18 protein-coding genes and 2 pseudogenes are annotated in these 23,452 nt (G+C 68.0%); 9 read left to right on the top strand and 11 right to left on the bottom strand.

What is annotated here, in order from left to right; translation table 11 throughout:
- The first annotated feature begins 206 nt into the window (after nucleotides 1-206).
- Nucleotides 207-1,382: an ISAs1 family transposase gene (locus tag RM788_RS05395; protein ID WP_315920713.1), complete on the top strand. Its 1,176-nt coding sequence runs from the start codon at nucleotides 207-209 to the stop codon at nucleotides 1,380-1,382.
- A 595-nt stretch (nucleotides 1,383-1,977) separates the two neighbouring features.
- On the opposite strand, the gene RM788_RS05390 is transcribed toward RM788_RS05395, so the two are convergent.
- Together RM788_RS05390 and RM788_RS05385 are read right to left on the bottom strand one after the other, a co-directional pair.
- Nucleotides 1,978-2,934, bottom strand: coding sequence for a cellulose binding domain-containing protein (locus tag RM788_RS05390; RefSeq protein ID WP_315930389.1), 957 nt, complete (start codon nucleotides 2,932-2,934; stop codon nucleotides 1,978-1,980).
- A gap of 192 nt (nucleotides 2,935-3,126) precedes the next feature.
- Nucleotides 3,127-4,635 carry a cellulase family glycosylhydrolase gene (locus RM788_RS05385; protein ID WP_315930388.1) on the bottom strand — a complete coding sequence of 503 codons (1,509 nt, stop codon included), beginning with the start codon at nucleotides 4,633-4,635 and terminating at the stop codon, nucleotides 3,127-3,129.
- Between the two features lie 467 nt (nucleotides 4,636-5,102).
- Here RM788_RS05385 and RM788_RS05380 point away from each other — a divergent pair, with 467 nt between their 5' ends.
- The gene (locus RM788_RS05380; protein WP_315930387.1) at nucleotides 5,103-6,791 is read left to right on the top strand and encodes a DUF6055 domain-containing protein; all 1,689 of its coding nucleotides are present in this window, start codon (nucleotides 5,103-5,105) and stop codon (nucleotides 6,789-6,791) included.
- Between the two features lie 500 nt (nucleotides 6,792-7,291).
- Complete coding sequence (locus RM788_RS05375) at nucleotides 7,292-8,395, top strand: pectate lyase family protein (protein WP_315930386.1); 1,104 nt, start codon at nucleotides 7,292-7,294, stop codon at nucleotides 8,393-8,395.
- A 346-nt stretch (nucleotides 8,396-8,741) separates the two neighbouring features.
- Here RM788_RS05375 and RM788_RS05370 read toward each other — a convergent pair whose 3' ends face one another.
- The 6 genes from RM788_RS05370 to RM788_RS05345 all read right to left on the bottom strand — a co-directional run bounded on the left by RM788_RS05370 (nucleotide 8,742) and on the right by RM788_RS05345 (nucleotide 14,194).
- Complete coding sequence (locus RM788_RS05370; protein ID WP_315930385.1) at nucleotides 8,742-10,058, bottom strand: YrhB domain-containing protein; 1,317 nt, start codon at nucleotides 10,056-10,058, stop codon at nucleotides 8,742-8,744.
- A complete protein-coding gene (locus tag RM788_RS05365) occupies nucleotides 10,049-10,483 on the bottom strand; it encodes a hypothetical protein (RefSeq protein WP_315930384.1) in 435 nt (144 codons plus the stop codon). Before RM788_RS05365 ends, RM788_RS05370 begins: the two co-directional genes overlap by 10 nt.
- A 320-nt stretch (nucleotides 10,484-10,803) precedes the next feature.
- Entirely contained in the window at nucleotides 10,804-11,307 is a 504-nt protein-coding gene (locus RM788_RS05360; RefSeq protein ID WP_315930383.1) for a hypothetical protein, read from the bottom strand.
- A 369-nt stretch (nucleotides 11,308-11,676) separates the two neighbouring features.
- A complete protein-coding gene (locus RM788_RS05355; RefSeq protein WP_315930382.1) occupies nucleotides 11,677-12,090 on the bottom strand; it encodes a hypothetical protein in 414 nt (137 codons plus the stop codon).
- A gap of 50 nt (nucleotides 12,091-12,140) precedes the next feature.
- Nucleotides 12,141-13,520 carry an ATP-binding protein gene (locus RM788_RS05350; RefSeq protein WP_315930381.1) on the bottom strand — a complete coding sequence of 460 codons (1,380 nt, stop codon included), beginning with the start codon at nucleotides 13,518-13,520 and terminating at the stop codon, nucleotides 12,141-12,143.
- A complete protein-coding gene (locus tag RM788_RS05345; protein WP_315930380.1) occupies nucleotides 13,517-14,194 on the bottom strand; it encodes a response regulator in 678 nt (225 codons plus the stop codon). Before RM788_RS05345 ends, RM788_RS05350 begins: the two co-directional genes overlap by 4 nt.
- Before the next feature lie 112 nt (nucleotides 14,195-14,306).
- On the opposite strand from RM788_RS05345, the gene RM788_RS05340 reads away from it, so the two are divergent.
- The 3 genes from RM788_RS05340 to RM788_RS52895 are packed head-to-tail and all read left to right on the top strand — an operon-like array spanning nucleotide 14,307 to nucleotide 16,952.
- On the top strand, nucleotides 14,307-15,395 hold the full coding sequence (locus RM788_RS05340) for an acyltransferase family protein (RefSeq protein ID WP_315930379.1): 1,089 nt from the start codon (nucleotides 14,307-14,309) through the stop codon (nucleotides 15,393-15,395).
- Entirely contained in the window at nucleotides 15,392-16,645 is a 1,254-nt protein-coding gene (locus RM788_RS05335) for a glycosyltransferase 87 family protein (protein WP_315930378.1), read from the top strand. The genes RM788_RS05340 and RM788_RS05335 overlap by 4 nt, the downstream gene beginning before the upstream one ends.
- Nucleotides 16,626-16,952, top strand: coding sequence for a helix-turn-helix domain-containing protein (locus RM788_RS52895; protein ID WP_399343108.1), 327 nt, complete (start codon nucleotides 16,626-16,628; stop codon nucleotides 16,950-16,952). Before RM788_RS05335 ends, RM788_RS52895 begins: the two co-directional genes overlap by 20 nt.
- An 826-nt stretch (nucleotides 16,953-17,778) precedes the next feature.
- Here the strand turns inward: RM788_RS52895 and RM788_RS05330 are convergent.
- Nucleotides 17,779-18,891 (bottom strand): sugar ABC transporter substrate-binding protein, encoded by a 1,113-nt coding sequence (locus RM788_RS05330; protein ID WP_315930377.1) that lies wholly within the window; start codon nucleotides 18,889-18,891, stop codon nucleotides 17,779-17,781.
- 725 nt (nucleotides 18,892-19,616) lie between these two features.
- Here RM788_RS05330 and RM788_RS05325 point away from each other — a divergent pair.
- From RM788_RS05325 to RM788_RS05315, 3 genes are read left to right on the top strand one after another with little or no spacing between them, the layout of a single operon-like run.
- Complete coding sequence (locus tag RM788_RS05325; RefSeq protein WP_315930376.1) at nucleotides 19,617-20,600, top strand: DUF418 domain-containing protein; 984 nt, start codon at nucleotides 19,617-19,619, stop codon at nucleotides 20,598-20,600.
- A 15-nt stretch (nucleotides 20,601-20,615) separates the two neighbouring features.
- Nucleotides 20,616-21,842 carry a sensor histidine kinase gene (locus RM788_RS05320; protein ID WP_315930375.1) on the top strand — a complete coding sequence of 409 codons (1,227 nt, stop codon included), beginning with the start codon at nucleotides 20,616-20,618 and terminating at the stop codon, nucleotides 21,840-21,842.
- Nucleotides 21,842-22,501 carry a response regulator gene (locus RM788_RS05315; protein WP_315930374.1) on the top strand — a complete coding sequence of 220 codons (660 nt, stop codon included), beginning with the start codon at nucleotides 21,842-21,844 and terminating at the stop codon, nucleotides 22,499-22,501. Before RM788_RS05320 ends, RM788_RS05315 begins: the two co-directional genes overlap by 1 nt.
- Nucleotides 22,502-22,514: 13 nt before the next feature.
- Here RM788_RS05315 and RM788_RS05310 read toward each other — a convergent pair.
- A pseudogene (locus RM788_RS05310) lies at nucleotides 22,515-22,899 on the bottom strand (transposase); the annotation flags it as partial.
- Nucleotides 22,900-22,986: 87 nt separating this feature from the next.
- Nucleotides 22,987-23,121, bottom strand: a pseudogene (locus RM788_RS52890) (transposase); the annotation flags it as partial.
- Between the last annotated feature and the right edge of the window lie 331 nt (nucleotides 23,122-23,452).

Below are 23,452 nucleotides of genomic sequence, written 5' to 3'. Positions count from 1 at the left end.
CAGGCCCGGCCGCGGTGGCGGCAGTGCCCCGACCACCACGGCCACCATCACCGCAGGGCTGAGGCAAAGTCGACTACCAGTGGCTTGACCTGCTGATTCGGGTTGCGACACACCGAAGATCGGGTAGTCCGGAGCAGGCACGACAGGACCGTCGATCATGAAGGTTCCTACGCCATCGTGATCTTCGGAGCTCCGCCGTGCCTGCCGTGTCATCGTCTCCCATCACTGTCCTGTCACGCCAGTTGGCCCCGCTGGGCGAGGTGGCGCCGCAGGCGCGGACCGGGTTGCTCGAGGTGTTGGAGTCGGTGCCGGATCCACGCAGGAAACGGGGTGTGCGGTATCGGTTCGCGGCGATCCTGTTCGTGTCGGTGTGCGCGGTGGTCTCCGGTGCGCGGTCGTTCGCCGCGATCGCCGAATGGGCCGCGGACGCGGCCGAGGACACGCTGAGCGGAATGGGGATCGGCGCACCGAACGCGTCCACGATCCGGCGGGCGCTCTCGGCATTGACCGGTGACGGGTTCGACACCGCGATCGGCGTCTGGCTGTCCGGGCGTGTCAAGGCAGCGTGGATGGGGGCGCCGGGCAGGCGGCGGCGCCGCGCGATCGCGGTCGACGGTAAGGCGCTGCGGGGTTCCCGTCACGGCGAGCAGCGCGCGCGAATGGTGATGGCGTGCCTGGACCACGACAGCGGGGTCACGGTGGGCCAGGTCGAGATCGCGGAGAAAAGCAACGAGATCCCCATGTTCGCAGCACTTCTGGACACGATCGTCGATGTGACCGGTCTCGTCGTCACCGCCGACGCGTTGCACGCGCAACGCGGGCATGCCGAGTACCTGCACGGCCGTGGCGCGCACTACGTGATCACCGTGAAGGGCAACCAGAAGGCGTTGCGCGATCAGTTGGCGGGCCTGCCGTGGAAGGACGTGCCGATCGGGTACCGCGAGACCGACACCGGCCACGGCCGGGTAGTCACCCGCACCTACAAGGTCGTCACCGTCGCCGCCGGGATCCTGTTCCCGCACGCCGCCCAGGCCGTCCGGATAGTGCGGACCCGTAAACGCAAGGGCAGCACCAGGCGCGCGAGCCGCGAGACGGTGTACGCGGTGACATCCCTGACCGCCGCGCAGGCCCAGCCCGCCGAGTTGGCCCGCTACATCCGCGGGCACTGGCACGTGGAGAACAAGCTGCACTGGGTCCGCGACGTGACGATGGGCGAAGATGCCTCTCGGGCACGCACCGGCGGCGGGCCCAGGATGATGGCCAGCCTGCGCAATCTCGCCATCAGCCTGCTACGCCTGACCGGCCACACCAACATCGCCAAAGCCGTACGTCATATGGGAAGAAGGCCCGAACGAGCCATCAAGTTGATCTCAGCCAGCTGAAACACGACTTTGCCTCAGCCCTGACCATCACCGCGACCCGTGCGAGGGCGCGTTCGTGCCCGACGTGCGTCCACATGCGGGTGGTCCTTTCGAGAATGCGGCTTCCACAACGGCGGCGGCGTTGGGAAAGCACTTTCCTGATTCGGACCATAAGACTTGTGTTTCCGACGTGTCAACGTCGCATCACATATGAGAACCGGTTCACATACGTGGTTTTGTCGATTGCTTTTCAGTGGTGTTCGGATGGGCCTTTCGGTCGATTGATTCGAGTTTGCGGAGAATAGTGTCGAATGGATTCGACTGGAGTGGTCGCGGCGCTGGGATCTGTGGAGGTGGCTGTAGCGGTCATCAGCCGGAGGTCGGTTCAGTGAGCGGGGCAGGCTCAACTGCGTTCCTGCTGACTGTTCGGGGTACTCGCCTTGTCGGACACCGGACGCCCTGAACCCAAAGCGTGGTCCGGGATCAGGGCATCCGGTTCAAGAGGACGACGACCTCAGGCCGCGAAGTCGTCATCGGCGACGCGACGAGCGCTCACCAGTGGTGGTGGCACACGCGGTGAGGTGCTTTTCCGGACGGCGGGCGTCACCGGGTTGTGTCAGCTCACGGTGCAGTCGACCGTCGGCAGGGCGTTGGTCCCCGTCCAATTCGCCTGGAAGCCGAACCCGGTTGAGGCGCCTGGGGCCAGGATTCCATTCCAGTCCGCGTTGCGCGCGGTCATCGTCGGTCCGTTCTGGGTGGCGGTGGCGTTCCAGACCTGGGTGAGCTGCTGCCCGTTGGCGAAGCGCACCGTGGCGGTCCAGGCCGAAGTCTGGGTCGCCTTGGTGTTGCGCACGGTCACCTCGCCTTGGAATCCGTCACTCCACTGGTTGGCCACGCGGTAGGTCGCCGTGCAGCTTCCGGTGGGCGGTGGAGTGGTGGTCGTCGTCGTGGTGGTCGGGGGAGGCGTTGTGCCGGTGAGGGCCATGGCCAGGGCGGGGTACCAGCGGTCGGCCATCTTGCGGAAGCCGGAGTCGATCGGGTGCACCCCGTCGTTGGTGTCGGTGGCTGCGTTGAACCCGGTCCACTGGTCGACGACGGTGATCGGTGATTGCGCGGTGCTCTTCCCCGCCGCCCAACCGGGGATCGCGTTGTTGAGCGCCACCACCCGTTGGGGGCAGTCGGCGCAGCCGCTGGGTTCCATCGGGATGATCTTCGCGACTAGGATCTTCATGGCCGGGTTGTTCGCCCGCATCTGGTCGACGAGCTTGGTGTAGGCGGTCAGGACGGCGTCGAGCGGGATGTGGCCGCCCCACATGTCGTTGGTGCCCAGGTGCATCAGGACCACGTCGGGCCGGGCCGCCGCCAACCAGGGCGGCAGCAGGTTCTGATCGGCGATGCCGGTGGCGGAGAAGCCGCCGTGTCCCTCGTTGTCGCCGTCGTGCGGTACCGAACACCCGCCACCCGGCTGAGATCCGACGAAGTCGATGTTGGTGTATCCGTTGCGCTGCAACTGGTCCCAGAGCAGGGCGCGCCAGCAGCCGGGGCCCGCGGTGATGGAGTCGCCCAACGGCATGATCCGAATCGCAGCCGCCGCTGAGGATTTGGGCGCGGACATCGAAAGCGCCGGCACGGTCACCGAGAAGGTGAGCGCCGCAAGCAGTGGGACGACGAGGGCGTGGAGGAGCAACTTTCGACGCATTACCATGTCCTTTGTGGAGGCTCGGCCCGCCACTGATGGGTGGCAGGCCGAGCCGTGCCGGGGTGACTACGGTGTGACGGTGAGCAGGTGTGCGCGGAAGCCTTCGCCGTAGCCGGCGGTTGGCGTGCCGTTGTAGTCCTGGATGAGCACGTTGCCCGCGGTGCAACCCCAGGGGTTCCAGGTCCAGGCGGTGTAGCCGAGGCGGTGCGCGTCGAGCCAGGTCATCACCTGGTCGATGTAGTCGTGCGCGCAGGTGTCCTGGCCGATCTCACCGGCGTGCACCGGCACCTGCGCCGCCACCGCGCCGATCTGGCTGTCCCAGCAGGACGTGGTCACGCAGGCGTTGAAGTTGTAGGAGTGCCACGAGGCCATCAGGTTGCCGGTCGGGTCGTTCGGCTTGTAGGTCAGCCACTGGCTCAGGTCGTTGGTCCAGGTCAGCCCGGCGGACATGACCACGTTGGTCGCGCCGGTCGCGCGCACCGCGTCGAGCAGGTCCTGCATGCCCGCGACCTCGTAGCTGAAACCGGTGCAGGTGCCGCCGTCGCGCAGGCAGCGCCACGCGGCCGCCATGTCCGACCAGTTGTTCGCCGCGTCCGGGTAGGGCTCGTTGAACAGGTCGAACACGACCGCGTTGGAGCCCTTGAACGCATTGGCGACCTGGGTCCAGAACGTCGGCGTGTACTGCATGCTCGGCATGGGCTTCTGGCAGATCGCGTTGACGTCGGAGCAGGCCGAGGTGGTGCCGGTGTAGAGGCCGTGGGTCCAGTGCAGGTCCAGGATCGGGTTGATCCCGTTGGCCACCAGCAGGTTCGCGTAGTCCTTCACGGCCTGCTGGTAGGTCGAGCCGCTGGGTGAACCGGACAGACCCAGCCAGCAGTCCTCGTTCAGCGGTATCCGCACCGAGCGGATGTTCCACGCCTTCATCGCGGTCACCGAAGCCTGGTCGACCGGGCCGCCGTCCCACACGCCCTTGCCCTGCACGCACGCGAACTCGCCGCTGGAGCGGTTGACGCCGAGCAACCGGTAGGTCGCCCCGCTCGCGGTGACCAGCTTGTTGCCCGACACCTTCAGCGCGGGCGCGGAGGTCGGCGGTGGCCCGGTCGTGGTGGTGGTGGTGGTCGTCGTCGTGGTCGTCGGGGGAGTGCCGGTACAAGCGGCGCCGTTGACCGCGAAGTCCGTCGGGGTGGCGTTGGTGCCGCTATAGGCGAAGTTGGCGCCTGCGCTCACGCTTCCCTTCGCGGGGATGGCCGCGTTCCACGTGGTGTTGGTGACGGTGACCCACTTGCCCGACTGGGACCAGACACCGTTCCAGCCCTGCTGCAAGGTCTGGTTCCCGGTGTGGGTGTAGGTCAGCGTCCATCCGTTGACCGCCGTCGAGCCGAGGTTGCCGATCGTCACGTCGGCGCCGAAGCCCGAGCCCCAGTCCTTGGCGGTGTAGTCGACCTTGCAGGCGAAGGCCGCTGAGGTGCTGCTCGCGTACGAACCCGTGGCAGCGACCAAGGCGGCGCACACGAGGGTGACTGCGGATCCCAACACGGCGAGCACGGCGCGTCGCCGCACAGTTCTACCCGACATCGGTACTCCTTTGTGCGAAGGACACCCAAGGGCTGACGGATCTCTGGGAGCGCTCCCAGAGAGCGTGCGTACCGTCGCGTTCTCATGGGAGCGCTGTCAATCGCCGTGCGCTCTGGAGGAGTTTCATTCACTCGGATAGAGCAAACCCCGCCATCCGTCCAGACCAATTTCTTTTCGGAAGGTCGCTGTCGGTCACCGAAATCATTGGAGTCGACCTTGAATGACCACCTCCGTGTCCGCGACCTGTATTCGACTATTCGAGTCGAATGTGCCGAGCCATTCGACTCGATCGGTCGAAGCCCGGCTGCGGTCTTGCCGAAAAGGGTTTCGGCCATCACCCTCCTCGCAGGAGCGATTCTGCCTCGCGCCAATCCACGTCGATCGTTGCCACCCACGTCGAAAGGCGCGTTGAGATGATGAGAACTGTTGGAGTGCTGAAACGGTTGGCACTGGTGATGGTGGTGCTCATGATCGCGGGTCCAGTGCGATCCGCGACCGCGCAAGCGGTGGCGAAGTCGGTCTACATCCCGGCGAGGTGGACGCAGACCGGTGAGGTGCCCTGGGCGTCCGAGCGCACCCGTGAGTCCACCAACTTCATCCTGCTGTGGGGAGAGCGGTCCGGCACCAACCCGGTTTCCGCGCCCTCGCCGTACAACTTCGACCCCAACAGCGTCATCACGCAACTGGAGAACCTGTACTCGTTCTACGTGAACACGATGCGGTTCACGCCGGAGACCGGACTGCTCGCGCAACACAAGATCATCGTCATCGTGACCCGCACGTGGAACCGCACCGCGTTGGACGCGTGGGCGACAGGCGGGTCGGTGGACGGACGAGTCGGCGTCATCAACGTCGCTCCGGGCGCGGCGCTACCCGGTTCGTGGGGGTTGGCGCACGAGTTGGGCCACGTGTTCCAGGCGTACACCACCATGGGACGTCCGGGGTACGGGCTCACCGCGCCGTACGCGGGCACGTTCTGGGAGACCAGCGCGGAATTCATGGCGATGCAGGCGCTGCCCACGACCGCGGCCGGTGACCTGACCCGGTGGTTGAGGTCGGAGAACCTGTACTGGAGTTCCAGCCGTCACCACTACGGCAACTGGATGCTGATGCAGTACGTCAAGGACCGGGACGGCCTCGCGATGGTCAACCGCATCTGGAACGAGGCGCGCACCGACGAGCACCCGCTGGAGGTCTACCGGCGTCTGGCCGGCATCACCCAGGCGGAGCTGAACCGGCGGATCGGCGAGTACGCCACGCGCAACGTCACCTGGGACTTCGGCAACCGCGCCACCCTCAAGCCCTTCATCGACAACGTCTACGGTTCCGGCTTCCTCAAGGCCTACAACGGGGGCTCGGTCGAACCGGTCGACCTCGCGGCGGGCCACTTCCGGATGAACACCCGCGTCGCACCGTCGGACTACGGCTTCAACAAGGTCAAGCTGACGGCCGCCTCCGAGGGCGCGCTGGTGAAGGTCCGCGTCAAGGGCCATGCCGAGACCGGCGCGAGTGGCTGGGCGTTCGGCTTGGTCGCGGTTCGCGAGGGCGTGCCCCGCTACTCGCCGGTGACGGTCGGGGTCGACGGCCAGATCACCTTCCAGCTCCAACCCGGTGAGCGTGAGGTCTGGCTCGTGGTCACCGGCACACCGAACACCGTGCCCCACTACGCCTTCCTCGACGGCCACGACAAGGCGCGCCGCTACCCCTACGAGTTCCGCGTCTCCGGTGCCACCCCGTCAGGTTTCGAAGCGGGCTACGTCAAGCCCGCTCCGACCGGCGGCGGCCACTGGCACGCCAACGGCGGCGGGTGGGTCGCCAACACCGCCTCTGTCGCATCCACCGTCTACGTGGGTCCGAAGGCGGCGGTAGTGGGCCGCGCGACGGTCACCGGCAACGCCCGGATCGAGGGGCTGGGCTGGGTCAACGGCGGCACGGTCGGTGGCAACGCCGTGGTGCGCGACAACGCCTTGGTCCAGGACGGCGCGAACCTGTCCGGCAACGTCGTGGTGGGTGGCGACGCGGAGTTCGCCATCCCCTGCTCCGCGGGCACCTACTCGGCGTTCAACCCCGACAGGGGATGCGACGGCCGCGGTGGCGAGGTCGACGTCAACCCGAGCCACGGCACGTTCCCCACCTCCGATCTCGCGCTCACCTGATCCGCGGTGTGCTGAAAGCTCAGCAGCCGGCCACCGCGGGGTTCACCAGTTACGAGTGGGACCACTGCGCTTACGGCACGGGCTCGCCGGAGCGCACCGCGAGCCTGGTGCCCAGTGCGACCGGAGTGCTGAAGTCGGGCGTCCCGTCATCGCGCCGGCGACCACACCCGGTACTGCCTCCCCGTCGAAGGACAAATCATCAAGCCAATGCTCCGCAAACCCCTTGTTCGTATCCGTGAATCAGTCGAGTGGTCACCGGGAAGTCGCGTCGGGATCGTGCAATCAAGGGATTCGGTGCTCATGACCGTGAATTTCATTGCCCATCGCACAACGTTGCGCAATACTTGCTGGGAGCGCTCCCAGTGGCGCTGATTCGGCCGCCACCGCGATCAGCGCAATCAACCGGTGCGGCAGAGGCGTCGGTCTGTTTCGAAAGTGCCGACCGGCCACGCCGCCGAGTGCGGTCACACCCGTCCACCTTCGAAGACGCAGGAGACGAAATGAAACGATCAGTCGCATGGCGGATCCCCGCGGTCATGGTCGTGTTGGCCGTCGCGACCTCGACCAGCGTGGTGCTGGCGATGTCACCGGCGTCGGCGGCGGCCGGCGCCGCGACCGGCTACGCGTCCCAGAACGGCGGGACCACCGGCGGCCAGGGTGGGGCAACGGTTCGGGCCACGACGGGAACCCAGATCCACCAGGCCCTGTGCAGTCGGGCGAGCAGCAGCACGCCGATCGTCATCGAGGTCTCGGGCACGATCAACCACGGCAACACCGCCAAGGTTTCGGGCAGCAGCTGCGAAACCGCCGCCGGCGTGATCGAGCTCAAGCGGATCAGCAACGTCACCATCATCGGCGCCGGAGCCGGAGCCGTCTTCGACCAGTTGGGCATCCACATCCGCGAGTCCCGCAACATCATCATCCGTAACGTGACCGTCCGGAACGTCAAGAAGTCTGGCTCTCCCACGTCCAACGGCGGCGACGCCATCGGGATGGAGAGCGACGTCCGCAACGTCTGGGTCGACCACGTCAACCTTCTGGCGTCCGGTGGTGAGGAGCAAGGCTACGACGGCCTGTTCGACGTGAAGGACAACACCCAGTACGTGACCCTGTCCTACAGCATCCTGCGCAACTCCGGCCGCGGCGGGCTGGTCGGGTCCAGTGAGAGCGACCTCTCGAACGGGTTCATCACCTACCACCACAACCTGTACGAGAACATCGACTCCCGTGCGCCTCTGCTGCGGGGCGGCACCGCCCACATGTACAATAACCACTACGTCGGCCTGGCCAAGTCCGGCATCAACTCGCGCGCCGGTGCCAAGGCCAAGGTGGACAACAACTACTTCAAGAACTCCCTTGACGTCCTCGGCACCTTCTACACCACCGAGGCCGGCTACTGGCAGGTCAGCGGCAACGTCTTCGACAACGTGACGTGGTCCGCCCCGAGCAGCGATCACAAGCCCGCCGGTCCGGACGTCAAGTCCACCACCACCGTCTCCGTGCCCTACAGCTTCACCCTCGACCAGGGCAACTGCGTGCCGAACATCGTGAGCCGCACGGCGGGCGCCAACACGGGTCTGAGGGAGTCGGACGGCAACTGCTAGTGCTTCGTCCCTCAAAGGTGGTGAACAAACCGACGCCGCAGCTTTTTGGGTTTTTGTGCCGGGCGCCCCCAGTTCCAGGGTCTGGCACGGGCGTTGAGGGGACTTCACCCAAGGCCGGGTGGTCAAGGATTTCCGTCCTCCTGCAAGGTGTCACCGAAGTGGGCCGCGATGTCGCGGGGTCGCCGGAGACGGGTGGGATCTTCCTGCGGCAGGACCAGAATCCGATGCCTGCGACGCTCGGCGGGAGAGGGGGCATCTCGTCGCTGGCCGCTCGAACCTCACCAAGAGACCTCGACGCTGTGTCGCACCACTCGTGGAGAGGACGAGCGGCACAGCGTCGATACCGTCACGCCGGGCTCCCGATCCGGAACACCCGCAGTTCGAAGGGATGGTCGTCGACCGGGAGCGAGCCGCTTTCCGTGGCCGGGCCCGTGACGTGGACCTCGTCGTCCTCGCTGACCGCCCACAACAGTTGCCCGACGGTCTCACGGCCCTGGGCGTCTTCGCGGCGCATCCAGATCAGGGCGAGCGAGTCACCGGGAAAACCCCTGATTTCCTCCAGCGCGCCGACCCAGTGCGGATGCGGGGTCCCGCCGCGCAACCTGCCGACCTGTTCGTACATCGAACTGAACCAGAACACCTCTCCTGGCGTCGGTGGCGCCGGCAGCCCTGCGGCACCGGCGTTCCATTCCCGCAGCCACCTCCACGGGTCGTGGTTGGGCAACCCGAACGGCGTCTCCCCGACAGCCTTCGGCACGACCAACGCGGCATCGAGCATCTGGTGGCGCCAGTCACCGGTTTCGTGGAAGCGCACCGTGGTGCAGGCGAACAACCATCCGCGCCGGGTCTCGTCAGCCGGATCCGGGCTGACCAGCGTGACCTGCCCCCCGTACACGAAGTCCAGCCAACTCTCCGCCTTCGTCACCGCGGCCCGGAAGTCGGTGGCAGACGCGACCCATGGAGTGATCGAACGCATGTCCGGTGGAGGGATCGGCCGGTGGAACCGCGCCAGCACAAGGCTGTCGACTTCACGATCATCTACTGCTGCCAGGGTGCCGGTCAGCGGATCGACGACGGCCGCCTGCCCGGTCTCCTCGTCGTGGCGGGCGTACAACAGGTGGCCGGTCAGCTCCTGACCGGCGAGGTGGCGCCGCAGCCACACCACTCCGCGCGTTCCCGGTCCACCATCCACAATGGCCTGTCCAACCTGCGACCAGGTCGAACATCCGACCACCTCGGCTGCGGGGAAATGCCGGGAGAGCAACCTGTCCCACCATCCAGGAGCTTCGTCGGCCGGGTGCCACGCACATGCGGACGCGGGGCTGCCGTCCAGCACCGAGTCGACGGCAACGACGCTGTTGCGGGCGTTGACCCGCCACCGCCACGGTTCGGACTCCTCGGGCGACCACGCCAGGTTGCTCTCCTCGTCAAGAGGCTTGGCGTTGGCCACCGGAAAAGGACTGCGACCGTATGTCGGGACGCCGACCGTGGCCGCCAACATCGGCTCCCGCGCATGCGCGTACCGGCAACCGAAGAGCGCCATCCGGTCGGTCGTGCGGATCGGTTCGGTGTCGGCGAGCACGACGAGATCGCCGTAGGTGCGCCTCACCCATGCCCGTGCCCGCCCGCTCAAGTCGGCCGGGTCAACCGTCGTCATGTCCATGTCGGCCTCACGTGAGCGAGTATCGGTTGCTGTGCCATGCCCACCAAGTGTTCAAGCACACCCTTGGTCGGCCGGACGCGGTCCTCGTGGTTGTCCTCCGCTTCCCACCCCTCTCGTGAGAAAAGGCCGAGCAGGTCGTGGAAGCGGAACCGACCGGCTTGCAGTCCTGCCATCAACATGCCCGCGTCCACCAGTTCATCAAGCAGCACGAGCGTCTTCGCTTCGGTCAATTCCGTCGCGATCCACACGACCTCGACACCGAAGTCCATGCCCGGCACAGCGGCCAGGCGGCGGAACAGGGCACGGCCATCGGGTGACAACATGCGATAGGAGACCTCGAACGCCGACCTCACCTGCAGATCGCCCGCTGACAGCGAACTGAGCCGAGTGCGCTCATCCCGCAACTGCCCGACCAGGTAGCCCAACGGCCAGTTCGGCCTGCTCGCCAGCCTGTTGCCTGCGATCCGCAGCGCGAGTGGCGGATTCCCGCGAGCCGGTCCTGGCTCAGCCCCGCGTCGCGTCGATACCCCAGCAGCAACTCCCCGAAGGGCGACCGGTCGCTCTTGTCTCGCACAGGACAGTCCTAGCTTCAGATCTACTCTTGCATCAATGACGACCGGATTGCGTTCGGCCATTTTCACAAGACCGACGGTGAAGTCGTTGGGCGAGTTGGTATGCAGCTTCTGCGGGCGGGCCCGATCGGCGTGCGGCGGTGTCGCCGATCGGGCCCTTGGTCACAGTGCGGTCAGCTCACCGGCGCCATGATCTTCATGATGCGCAGTGGTCCGTCGACCGGCGACGGCCACGGCGCCGTCATCTCGACCTCAGGCGTGGTGGGCACGCTGAAGGCCATGCTGCCGATGGGCAGGCCGCTGCTACCGACGGAGGTCCAGATGTAGACGGCGGCGCGGCGGTAGTCGTCCACCCACACCTGCTCGAACGGTGCCACCGCGTATTTGTCGCTGAACCGCACGTCCAGTGGACGTCCGGAGGTGTCGTAGAACCGGATGTAGTCCAGCGCGCCGCTGAGCAGACAGCTCACGCCATCGTGACCCTTGAGGAAGATCATGAACAGCCTGCTGGTGTCGGGGCTCGGGGAGTAACCCTCGGCGATTTCAACGGAAAGCTCGCTTCCCGCACACGGCCGCGTCGGCCGTACGTCGGCGCTGGCGGGCGCGACGGTGGCGAGTACTGCGGCACCGGCCAACACCACTGCCGTCAGTGCTTGCCGCATGGTTGACTTCTTCATGATGATCTCCTGTAGTCGTTGCGGGCCTTGCGTTCGAGTACACGCTTGCCATGGCGAACTGGATGCCCCGCATCCAGTTGATGTGACGGGTGACACGGCAAGTGACCGTTGGTTGGGCGATTCAGAAGTGCACTCATGTTGTCGTGGAGGCATGTCAGCATCGAGAAGTTGCTCCATCGGCAGGTTCACCAGGCATCGACCCGATCGGATGTGGTCACTCGCCCGGTACTGCCGTCATGGGAGCGGTCGGCCCCCGCGGCGGCCACGTCATCCGATTGCTCTGGGCGATCCGGGTTCCCGTCCGGTGTCGTCAGCCTGCCGGTGGTGCGCGACCCGCAGCGGATCGAGGATCAACGGAAGTCCGCAGATCTACTTGCAGTCGTACGGTCCCCGTTCACCACCGGCCGTATCGCGCACCACCACGGTGAACGACACCCAGCCGTTGGCCACCGTGCAGGCGATCTGCCCGCCCGCCTCCCAGCCGAACCCGTTGAGGCCGTCGGCGCCGTCGACCACCACGATCTGCGGCAGCGATCTGTCGGAGGGCGACGGGAGCGGGGAGACGACGACATAGCCCTCGGGCAGCGCGGTGGTGATGCCCGCGGCCCGTTCGACATCCGACGGCCCGGCGAACAGCAGATCGAGCCGTTCGCCGGGCGTTCGGTCGCGCGGACCGGGACGCAACACCTTGAACGGCCTGTGGTCGAGTCGGAAGTACACCTGTGCGCCCGCCACCTTGTTGCCGAGGGAGTCGCCGTACACGAACGGTTCGGTCGGAGTCACGCCGCACCCGGCCGCCAACCACCCGACCAACACCACCACCAGTCGCCGCCTCACGGCCGGTCCCGCGGCAAGCGCACGGTGAACCGGGCGCCCGAGTCAGGCACGTTCCCCGTCTCCATCGAACCGCCGTGCAGGCGGACGTTCTCCCACGCGATGGCCAGCCCGAGCCCGCTGCCGTCCGAACGACCGCGGGCGGAGTCGGCCTTGTAGAACCGCTCGAACACGTGCGGCGACACGTCTTCGGGGAGTCCGGGTCCGGAGTCGGCAACCACCACGACGACCTCGTCCGCTGTCGAGCGCAGCTCGACGGTGACGGGTGTGGCACCGTGCCTGAAGGCGTTGCTCACCAGGTTCGCCAGCACCACGTCGATCCGCCGTCTGTCCACCTGGCACACCAGTTCGACGGGCAGGTCCACCTCGACCAGGTCGGTCCAGCCGCGCGCGGCCAGGGTCGCCGCCACGAGCGTCGGGAGGTCGACCGGCTCGGTCCGCAGTGCCGCCACCCCGGCGTCGAACCGGGAGATCTCGATCAGGTCCTCCACCAGCGTCCTCAGCTTCCGCGTCTCGGTGCTGACCATCCCGGCCGCTATCGAGGTGTCCCCGGTGAGCGGCTCTTCATCCAGCGCGTCGACGACGGCGGTCATCGCCGTCAGCGGTGTGCGCAGCTCGTGCGACACGTCCGCCACGAACCGCCGCGACCTCTCGTCCATCCGCCGCAGCTCCTCGACGGTGCGCTCCAGCTCCGCGGCCATGGTGTTGAACGTGCGGACCAGGTCGGCCAGCTCGTCGGTGCCACTTGCGGTCAGCCGGGTGTCGAGTTCGCCGTCGGCGACTCGGCGCACGCCCGCCCGCAGCGCCCGCACCGGCCGCAGCACCCCTCGGGCCGCGATCAGCGCGAGCGCGAACGCGGGCAGCAGCGATACCAGCACGAGCAGCAGCGCGGCGTTGGGGAACCGGGCGATCACGTCCCGCTGGTCTTCGAAGTCGTGCCGCCGGTAGAACTGCACGCCGGGATCGGCCCCGTGGCCTTGGCCCAGCGTCGCTCCCACGAACGCGTACGCGTGACCGTCGTCGTCCACGACGCGCTGCACCATCGTCTTCCGCAGGAGACGCACCTCGCCCAGCAGGTGCGACGGCACGTCCTGGAAGGTGATCCCGTTGCCGTCCGCGTGGTCGTCCGCGAAGACCACCACCGCCTTGAGCCGGTCCGCCAACTCCGCGAGCTCGGCGTGCGAGGGCGAATGGTCCAGCACGACCTCCCGCTCGATGTCCGTGCGGAACCGCGACACCATCTTGTCCTGGGCCGCCGTGAGGACGAGGTCGCGCAACTGCAGGTAGGACCCGGCGGCCACGGCCGCTCCGGTGAACGCCGACACCAGCGCGAACGCGATCAGCAACCGGGTGCGCAGCCCGAACCGGAACACCTTCACAGCGGCCCGAACCGGTAGCCGAAGCCGCGCACGGTCCGCACGAACACCGGTGCGGACGGCACGTCCTCCACCTTCGTCCGCAACCGCTGCACGCACGCGTTGACCAACCGCGAGTCGCCCAGGTAGTCGTGCTCCCACACCGACCGCAGCAGCTGCTCACGGGACAGGACCTGGCCCGGCGAACGGGACAGCTCCAGCAGCAGCCGCAACTCGGTCGGCGTCAAGCCCACCGGCCGACCCGCCTTGTGCACGGTCAGCGCGGCCCGATCGATCACCAGGTCACCGAACACGTCGGTGCTGCGTGCGCTGTCCCGTTCGGTGCGCCGCAGCACGGCCCGCAGCCGTGCGTCGAGCACCCTCGGCTCCACCGGTTTGACGACGTAGTCGTCCGCTCCCGCCTCCAACCCGCCGACGACGTCGAAGTCGTCGCCGCGGGCGGTGAGCATCACGACGGGCACCTCACCCATCGCCCGCACCCGCCTGCACACCTCGAACCCGTCGATCCCCGGCAGCATCACGTCGAGCACGACGATGTCCGGCACCACCTCCCGCAGCAGCACTAATCCGTCTTCTCCGCTCTCCGCCGTGGACAGGTGGTGCCCTTGCCGGCGCAGCGCGAACTCCAGGGCGTTCCGGACGGCTTGATCGTCCTCGATCAGCAGAACACGAGCCACAGCTGGAGTATGGGCGAGCGGTGGCTTCGGTTCCCCTGCCTTCCCGGTTCTGTAGCGAAATCCGGACATGACCCTGACAAGATCGGGAAGCGTCCCCTCGACACTTCCCGGCATGACGACACCAACCCACGCCGACTACCTGGCGCAGCGCAGGTTCCCCGGCCTCGACGGGCTGCGGGCGATCGCGGCGAGCTTGGTCGTGCTCTTCCACTTCGAGGGGCCGGACATCTTGCAGGGGTGGATCGGTGTGCACCTGTTCTTCGTGCTGTCCGGCTTCCTGATCACCACTCTGCTGCTGCGCGAGCACGACCGCGCCGGCCGCGTCGCGCTGGTCGACTTCTACCTGCGCCGGGCGTTCCGGATCCTGCCGGTGTACTTCCTCGTGCTGGCCGCGATCGTGGTCGGCTGCCTGCTCGCCGGAACGTTCCGCAGCAGCGGGCTCGGTGCGGCGCTGCCCCTGCAGCTGACGTTGTTCAACGAGTTCACGCAGAACAACCCGTACGGCCACTCGTGGACGTTGGGCACCGAGCAGAAGTTCTACCTGTGCTGGCCGCTGCTCGCGTTCGTCGGCTCCGCGTCGACGTTCCGCCGGTTCGGCGTCGCGGCGGCGGGTGCCGTCGCGGCGCTGGCGCTGGTGCCACTCACCCTCGACCAGTCGTCGCCGAACTGGACGCTCGGCTACTTCTCCATCCTGGTGGGCTGCCTGGTCGCGCTGGTCCTGCACCACCCCCGCGGCCACGCGGTCCTGCGGCCGCTGACCGGCCCCGTGGCGTCCGTCGCCGTCGCCGTGGCGTTCGTGGCCTTCCACCTGTCCGTGAGGACGATCGCCCCGGTGCTCGGCGACTGGTTCGGTGTCCCCGCGTCGATGGCGGTCACCCCGGTGTACGCCCTGGCGTGCGCGGTCCTGCTGCCCGCGGCGATCTCCGCGGGGCCGGTGGCCCGGATGCTGTCCACCAGGCCGATGCGGTTCGTCGGCGACCGGTCCTACTCGCTGTACCTGGTGCAGGGCATCGCCGGGGGCGCCGTCGCGCTGGTCGGGTCGTTCGGTGACGCGCACCCGCTCGTCGTGCTGGCTGTGGCGCTGGTGATGGCGCACGTCCTGCACCGCGTGGTCGAGCTGCCGATGATCGCCGTCGGCCGTCGGGTCGTGGCCCGTCGCGGCGCCCGGCCCGGCGCCGTCACGCCCGTGCCCGCTCGATGACCGACTCGCAAGAACCGCCGGTCGGGCGCGGAACGTGCCTGTCGCGGGCTGTCGGGCACAGCAGGCACCTCGTCACGGCGGGCTGGGGAGCCGCCGCCACGGTCGCGCTGTGCCTCGCCGTCTTCAGCCATGGGACCGGGCCGGTGGACCTCCAGGTCTACCGGGTCGGCGGCCAGGCTTGGCTGGAAGGGGTCCGGCTCTACGCGCCCGATTTCCCCGCGCCGCTGAGCGGTCCGCCGCTCCCCTTCACCTATCCGCCGCTGGCCGCGGTGCTGTTCAGCCTGCTCACCACCGTGCCGTGGACGCTCGCCGTGCTGCTGTGGACCGCGGCGGGCATCGCCGCGCTGACCTGGGCGTGCCTCCTGGTCGCGTGGAGCGCGCTCCCCGCACCGGCCGCGTCGCCCGTCGGGCTCGGGGTGGCCGGCGCCTCCTGCCTGCTGCTGGAACCCGTGCGGTCCACGTTCGACTTCGGACAGGTCAACCTGGTCCTGCTGGCCCTCGTCGTCGCCGATTGCCTCGTCGTCCGTCCACGGTGGTCGCGGGGCGCACTGGTCGGCCTGGCCGCCGCCATCAAGCTGACCCCGCTGGTCCTGCTGCTGTACTTCCTGGTGCGTCGCGATCGGCGCGCCGCGGCCACGGCGGCGGTCTCGTTCGTCGTCTTCGGACTCATCGGGTACTCGGCCGCTCCCGCGGACAGCGTCCAGTACTGGCTGCACACCATCCACGACACGTCCCGCGTCGGCGGGCTCTCCCTCGCGTCCAACCAGTCCGCGCGCGGTCTCCTGAGCCGGTTCGGCGTGGACGAGCGCGTGGAGCTGCTCTTGTGGGGCTCGGTGGTGCTCCTCGTGATCTTCCTGGTGGTACGGGGCGCGCGCAACGCGTTCGCCATGGGACAGGACGCACTGGCGATGCTCGTCGTCACCACCGCGGCGCTGCTGCTGTCCCCGGTCTCCTGGTCCCACCACTGGGTGTGGGCGGCCCCCGGTGTGGTCCTCGCACTCGCAATCCTGCGCGGACTCCTCCGCGTCGCCACCACGGGCGCGCTCGTCGTCGTCTTCGGCATCGGACCGCACTCCCTGCTGCCCGCGACCGGCAACCGTGAACTCCAGTGGTCGTGGTGGCAGCACCTGGTCGGCAACAGCTACCTGTGGGCCGCACTCGCCTTCCTCGCCGTGATGGCGTTCGCGACGGGCTCGACTCGCCAGGTCCCCGCCGCCCGCCGGGCCGGCGGTGCCATGGCGACCAAGTAGTCCGCCGCCCGTTCACCGCACACGCGGTCCGTCCTGTCGCCTGGACGACACCCGCCTGGACCGGTTGGCCCAAGCGCTGGAGCAAGGACCCGCCGCGCACGGCTTCGCCGAGGACCAACGCTGGACCCTGGCACGGGTCTCCGACCTGATCGCCCGGATGTTCCACACCCGCTACACCCTGCGCGGAGTGTCGTACCTGTTGCATCGCAAGGGTTCCCCCGCAGATCCCCACGCACCGGGTGGTCGAACGCGACGAGGACGCCGTCAGCACCTGGCGGCGGGAGGTGTGGCCAGCGGGAAACGTTAGCCGCGGTGGACAAGGCGTGGATCTGCTTCGAGGACGAGGCCGGACAGACCCTGTGATCACCCAAGGCCCGAAAGTGCCCCCATCCGAATCCCCGTCCGCACTGGTCGGCTCAGGTCCATGTTCGGTTCCGCGTACATCTCCGCCGGGCGGTCGGCGCTTTCCGCAGGTCACCGGTCCAGCCTCGGTCCGGCGCCGGCCGAAAGGCGGGTGACTCGATCGGGTCGGCTTGGTGGGGTCATGCATCGAGGCGATCGCTTCGAGCGGTGAGGGTTCAGGGCAGGTCGATCGACGCGCGGCTGGCGATGTCGCTCGCGTTCACGATCTGCTCAGGCGGCCAGGTGCTGCGCTGGCTGAGGTCCCTGATCTGCGTGTGGGGAAAGATGGGGAAGATAGCCCCGTCGCACGGACGTACCAATTCGCCCGAAGATCGAGCCGGTGATCTGTGTTGTTGACAACGGGCTGACCGTGGTGTCGACAGAGCCTCCGGTGTCGTATCGGCGGAACGACAACCTGTCACCGCTTTGCCCATATGCGGGATGGGTGAGCGCCTTCCGCCGTGGTGATCGGTGCAGTCGACCGGTCGCTGGTCATGCGCGTTCGCATCGACTGATGCAACGGGGCCCCGGTGTGCTGCCCAACGCCTCAACCGGCGACTGTCCGTGATCCGAACACCGTGGCCGGCAACGCCGGGGCCCCGAACAGGTGCTCGTGGAAGGCCGTCCCGACAGGGGTGCTGTTCCAGGAAGCTGGCGATTGCAAAGCTGGGGCCGCGGTCCCGCACACGAGCGCCCTGCGCCACCACGTCGGTCACGGTGGGCGTGGCCCGTTACTTGATGCCGAGTTCTGTGCAGATCGCGGCGAGTTCCGGAACGCAGACCTCGGAGGCTGTGACGGCTTGCGCGTCGACGACGGTCTTGACCTTGTCCTTGGTGATCAGCTGGGCGTCGAGAAGGACCGATTTGACGTCGCGGTTGCCCGTGGTGTCCTTGCTGACGGCGGTGGCGATCCTGTCGGCGCCCGCGGTGTCGCCCTTGACCAGGAGAGCGGCCAGCTTCGCGGTCGTCGCGGCCTCTTCCTTGACCGGCTTGAAGACGGTCATGTACTGGTCGCCGCGGAGTACGGCCTGGAGGCCTTCCGGAGTGGCGTCCTGGCCGGTGACCGGCACCTTGCCGTTCAGCCCGAACTTCTTGAGCACGGTGATGACCGCGCCCGCGAGGGTGTCGTTCGCGGCGATGACGCCGTCCACCTTCTGGGCGTTGCGGGTCAGGATCTGCTCGAAGACGGTGCCACCGATGACCGGGTCCCACTTCTCGATCGGCTGGGACTGGACCAGCTTCAGGTCACCGGAGGCGTAGAGCGGTTCGAGGACCTCCTCCTGGCCCTCGGTGAATTGCGTGGCGTTGTTGTCGGTCGGGGCACCCTCGATCTGGATGACCTCCGCTCCCTTCTTGTCCTTCAGCGCGGCGGACAGGGCCGTGCCCTGGAGTTCGCCGACTTTCACGTTGTCGAAGGAGACGTAGTACTCCGACGAACCGCCCAGGTTGAGGCGGTCGTAATCGATGACCGGGATGCCCTGTGCGTTGGCCTTGGAGGCCACCGCGGCACCCACCGAGGAATCGGTCGAAGCGATGATCAGGACCTTGACGCCGTCGTTGATCATTCCGTCCGCCAGGGTGCTGAACTTCTGGTTGTCGCCTTGGGCGTTCTGGATGTCCGCGTCCAGACCTTCGGCCTTGAGCGCGGCCGCGAGCAGGGGCTTGTCGAAACCTTCCCAGCGGGGGGAGGAGGTGGTCTCCGGGAGGATCACACCGACCTTCGTGCCGACTGCCGGGCTGGCGGTCGGACTGTTGCCGTCGACCGGACCGTCGGCGCTGCACGCTGTCACGGCCAAGGCGAGGCCGGTGCACGCAGCAATGAGGGCGAGGCTTCCACTACGCATCCGTCATCCTTTCGGACTGCACTGTTCGAAGGCCGGGGAGAATGTTGTGGTGCACAACATATGCCTACCGGCGGATCCTCGGAACCATGCTGAATCGGTGAAGAAAAGATGATGTGCAACGAAATGGTAACCAGACTGGAGCTGAATACTGCAAACGGCATAGTGAAGTCGCGCCGGTTGCGCTGAATGGTTGCGGGATATGGGTGGAACAATCCCATGCGTTGGTGTCGACACCGATATTCCATCCCAATCCTGATGTGCCCTGGGTTTTGCGGAGTCGAGTTGCCGGACTTCATGCTGATGATCTTCAGGAGAAGTCCGCGTGCCCAGGAGTTACCCGCCGGAGTTCCTCGGCAAGGTCCTCGACCTGCTCACAGCCGGTTGGACTGGCCTCGGCCCGGCGTCGGATCGCCGAGTTGGAGACCGAACTGGCGATCCACCAGCGCGCCACCGAACTCCTCGAGGAGACGGGGTTTCCGGCGGTAGTGGCTTGATCGGGTCCGCGGCGCTGTGAACGAGGTCGCGACCCGCTGGTCAGGAGAAGTGGTAGCGCCGGTCCCGATGCCCACCACTGATCGTCGACCATCGACGCATCACCAGCAGCGAGCCTCGGTTCGGCCCACCGCCGACAAGTTCGTGCCCACCGCACCGGTACCTGAGGATGAGATCGAATCGGGCATCCAGGGGGAGGTGTCAGGGGCGTGCGGTCGGCGACCATCTTGGGCATGGCGGCGACCACAGAACCTGCACCGACCCGAGTCCGCGTCGAGGCGCTGGACGCACTGCGCGGATTCGCGTTGTGCGGCATCATCTTCGTCAACATTCCGCAGACCATGGGCATGGCCGCGACCCTGGCCTCCGTACCGGAAGGCCTGCGACTGCTCGTCTTCGGCAAGTTCTACCCGATCTTCTACCTCCTGTTCGGACTGGGCTTCGGGCTGTTCCTGCGGTCGGCGGTCCGCCGTTCGGCTTCGCCGAGGGTGCCGGTGGTGCGCAGGCTGCTGGCGCTGTCCGTGTTCGGCGCGCTGCACCACCTGCTCCAGCCGGGTGAGGTGCTGCTCCCGTTCGCGGTGACCGGCCTGGTGGTGCTGCTGCCCCTGAGCTACGCCCCAGCGCGGGTGAGCCTCGCGGTGGGATCGGTGCTCACGGTGGGCGGCGTGCTGATCGGGGTCGGCGGATTCGGGGTGCTGCCCGGGTTGTTCGCACTCGGCTTCGCCCTGGCGCAGGCAGGGTTCGCCGAGTCCCTGGAGCACCGGGTCAAGGGGGTCGCGGTCGCGGCGGTCGTGCTGGTGCTGCTCGCCGTCCTGGCGTACCTGGTCGCAGTCGGTGTGCAGGGCGAGCTGGCCGGTCGCTGGTTCGGTCTGCTGTACTCGATGTTCGGCGCGGGCGCTTACGCCGCCGTGTTCCTGGTGGCGCTGCGCACCCCTGTGGGACCGGTCCTGGCACAGGTGTTCGCGCCACTGGGTCGGATGGCGCTGACGAACTACCTCACCGCCACGGTGCTGTTCGTGGTGCTGGGTTCGGCGGTGGGGCTGCGCGGTTCGGCCGAGTGGACCACCGCGGCTCTGCTCGGCGCCGGAATCCTCGCCATGCAGGCGTTGTGGAGCCGCTGGTGGCTGCACCGGTTCGACTATGGTCCGATGGAATGGTTGTGGCGCACGATCACCTACTGGCGGCGGATCCCGTTGTGCCGCGAAACCACCGCTTGAAGGGACGGCGACGAGGTGACGCGATCGTGGCGGGCGGCACTGGCCCGGCTGGGCGGGCGCACGGCGACCCGACGGGACACCATCGTGGCAGTAGCGCTGGCTGTGCTCGGCCTGTTGCGGTTGCCGTTGGCGCTGCTGCTCAACGACGGGGTGTTCCCGCAAGCCGGATGGGTGATCGCCTGCGCGACGGCCGCGTCCACCGCGGACATCTCCATCCTCGCCCTGCGCCGCAAGGCCCCCCGGACCGCACTCGCGCTGGCGACCGCAGTCGTGCTGGCCGCGACCGCGCTGCCCGCCGCGCTCCTGCCCACCGGTATCGGGGTGCTGGTCTGCGCCTACACCGTCGCCACGCTCCTGCCTCGCCGGTCCGCGGTACTCGCGCTCGCCGGTTGTGCCGCCGGGCACGCGGCGGGCGGCGCGTTGTCGGCCGGGCTGGGTGCCAACGTCACCTCCGTGGTCACGTTCTGGGCCAACGACGGCACGGATCTCCTCGACCTTGTGCAGGCGTCCGTCGCCACCTTCGCCATCCCCGGTCTGATCGGCCTCTACGTGCGCGCCAACCGCGCCTACACAGCCGAGCTGGCCGCCAGGGTGCGGCACCTGGAGGTGGAGCGCGAACTGCGGGCCGAGGCCGCGGCGGCCGAGGAGCGCGCCCGGATCGCACGAGAACTGCACGACATCGCCGCGCATGACCTGTCCGCGATCGTCGTGCAGGCGGGCGCGGCCGACCGGCTGGTCGAGCGAGATCCGGCGGCCGCGCGGGAGGTGATGCTCGCCATCCGCGCGCAGGGCCGCCGGACGCTCACCGCGCTGCGCGGACTGGTCGGCGTCATGCGGGCCCCAGAGGATGGATCCGCGCCTGCGCTGTCCGGCGTGCCGGACCTGGTGGCGGCCGCCGTCGACACGGGCATGGACGTCTCACTGGCCGTGCACGGCGACGACCGGGCGCTCGACGCGGCCACCGACCTGGCCGCCTACCGGCTGGTGCAGGAAGCGCTGACCAACGCCCGGCAGCACGCGGGCGGCGCCCCGGTCGAGGTGGTGGTCGACTACCTCCCCGCGGAACTGGAGGTCCTGGTGCGCAACGGTCCGGGGCGGCACGGAACCGAGCCGCGGAGCGGCCACGGCGTGCTCGGCATGGGCGAACGGGTGCGGCTCACCGGTGGGGTGCTCGCCGTCGGCCCCACCTCCGGCGGCGGCTGGTTGGTGGAGGCCCGGTTTCCGAGGACGAGGGAGCGGTGATGATCCGGGTGGTCGTGGTCGACGACCAAGCCGTGGTGCGGGCGGGGTTCCGCACGATCTTGGAATCCGAGCCGGACATCCAGGTGGTCGGCGAGGCGGCGGACGGCGCCGACGCGGTGTCGGTGGCTCGCCGCTGCCGCCCGGACGTGGTGCTCATGGACGTGCGGATGCCGCGGGTGGACGGGATCACCGCCACCGCTCGGCTGGCGGGGCCAGCCGTCGTCGATCCGCTGACGGTGCTGGTGGTGACCACGTTCGACCTCGACCAGTACGTGTTCGCCGCGCTGCGGTCGGGCGCGAGCGGGTTCATGCTCAAGGACGTCGAGCCCGAGGAGCTGGTCACCGCGGTGCGGGTGGTAGCGGCGGGCGAGGGGCTGGTGGCGCCTGGTGCGATGCGGCGGCTGATCGTCGAGTTCGCCCGCGTGGGCTGGCCCCGCGCCACCGGTCCGCTGCCGGATCTCACCGCGCGGGAGCGGGAGACGTGGCTGCTGGTGACCCGTGGGCTGTCCAACGTCGAGATCGCCGCCGAGTTGATGGTCAGCCCATCGACGGTCAAGACCCATGTCGGCAACCTGCTGGCGAAGCTTGGCTGCCGCGACCGCGTGCAGGCGGTCGTACTGGCCTACGAACGCGGAGTGGTGCGGCCGGGCTTGCCTTGACCCGGCCGTGTTACCAGGCGATCGTGCGCTCCACCACCCACCTGATGACATCCAGGCCTGAGCCGTGGGGTTCGCCTCGGCGGGCGATCCGAGTGCCGATTCCCCTGGCGCGCAAGCGTCTGCGGTACTTGTCGTGGTCGTAGGCCCGGTCGGCGTAGACGATTGTGGGCTGTCCGCGTCTGCCACGCATGTTCGGCACCGCGTCCAGCAGCGGTTCCAACGCGATGACGTCGTTGCGGTTGCCACCTGTCAGCAGCACCGCGAGCGGGATGTCGCCGCCCTCGGTCAGGATGTGGTGCTTGGAGCCCGGTCGGGCGCGGTCGACCGGGCGCGGGCCGCTTTGGGCCACCACGCGCCGCCCTTGCATGCGAGGAGTCGATCACCGCCTGATCCCAATCCCGGGCGATGTAGCGTTTGAGCAGCCGGATGATCTCCTTGCGGCTGGAGCCGGTGGTGGTGCGGCGTGCGGCATGGTTACGTGTTCGGGAATCATGAATCAGTCTGTTGCCGGCAATTGTCCACAGTGCACTGTTTGTCGCACGGTCCCCGTCGCGGTTGATTCTGTGGTGCTGTGTCTTTCCGCTGGAGTGCTCGACCGGAACGCTGCGAACGCCGTGCACGACCGCGAAGGCGCCGGTCACCGCGTTCGCCCGCAACAGCACCGGGTATTCGATCTCGGCGCTCTCGTGGATGGAGACCGGACGGCCGCCGCTGCGCGATGTCGAGACCCTGCGCAGGATCGTGGACGTCCTCGCGTACCGGCGTTCCTGCTCGGGTTGGCCGAGCACCGGCCCGGTGCCACGCCGCTGACCGCGCTCGTGGCCAGGGTCGAGACCTCGATACCGGCTGACGAAGGAGACACGATGGTGACCGACAAGGCCACCATCGACGCCCTCCGCGGACTACCTGCGGCGTTGAGGCATGCGCGCGGCCCGAGATCGATCGTCGACG

This window comes from Umezawaea sp. Da 62-37 (assembly GCF_032460545.1).
GTDB lineage: Bacteria > Actinomycetota > Actinomycetes > Mycobacteriales > Pseudonocardiaceae > Umezawaea.
This window is presented reverse-complemented; position numbering and strand designations above follow the sequence as displayed.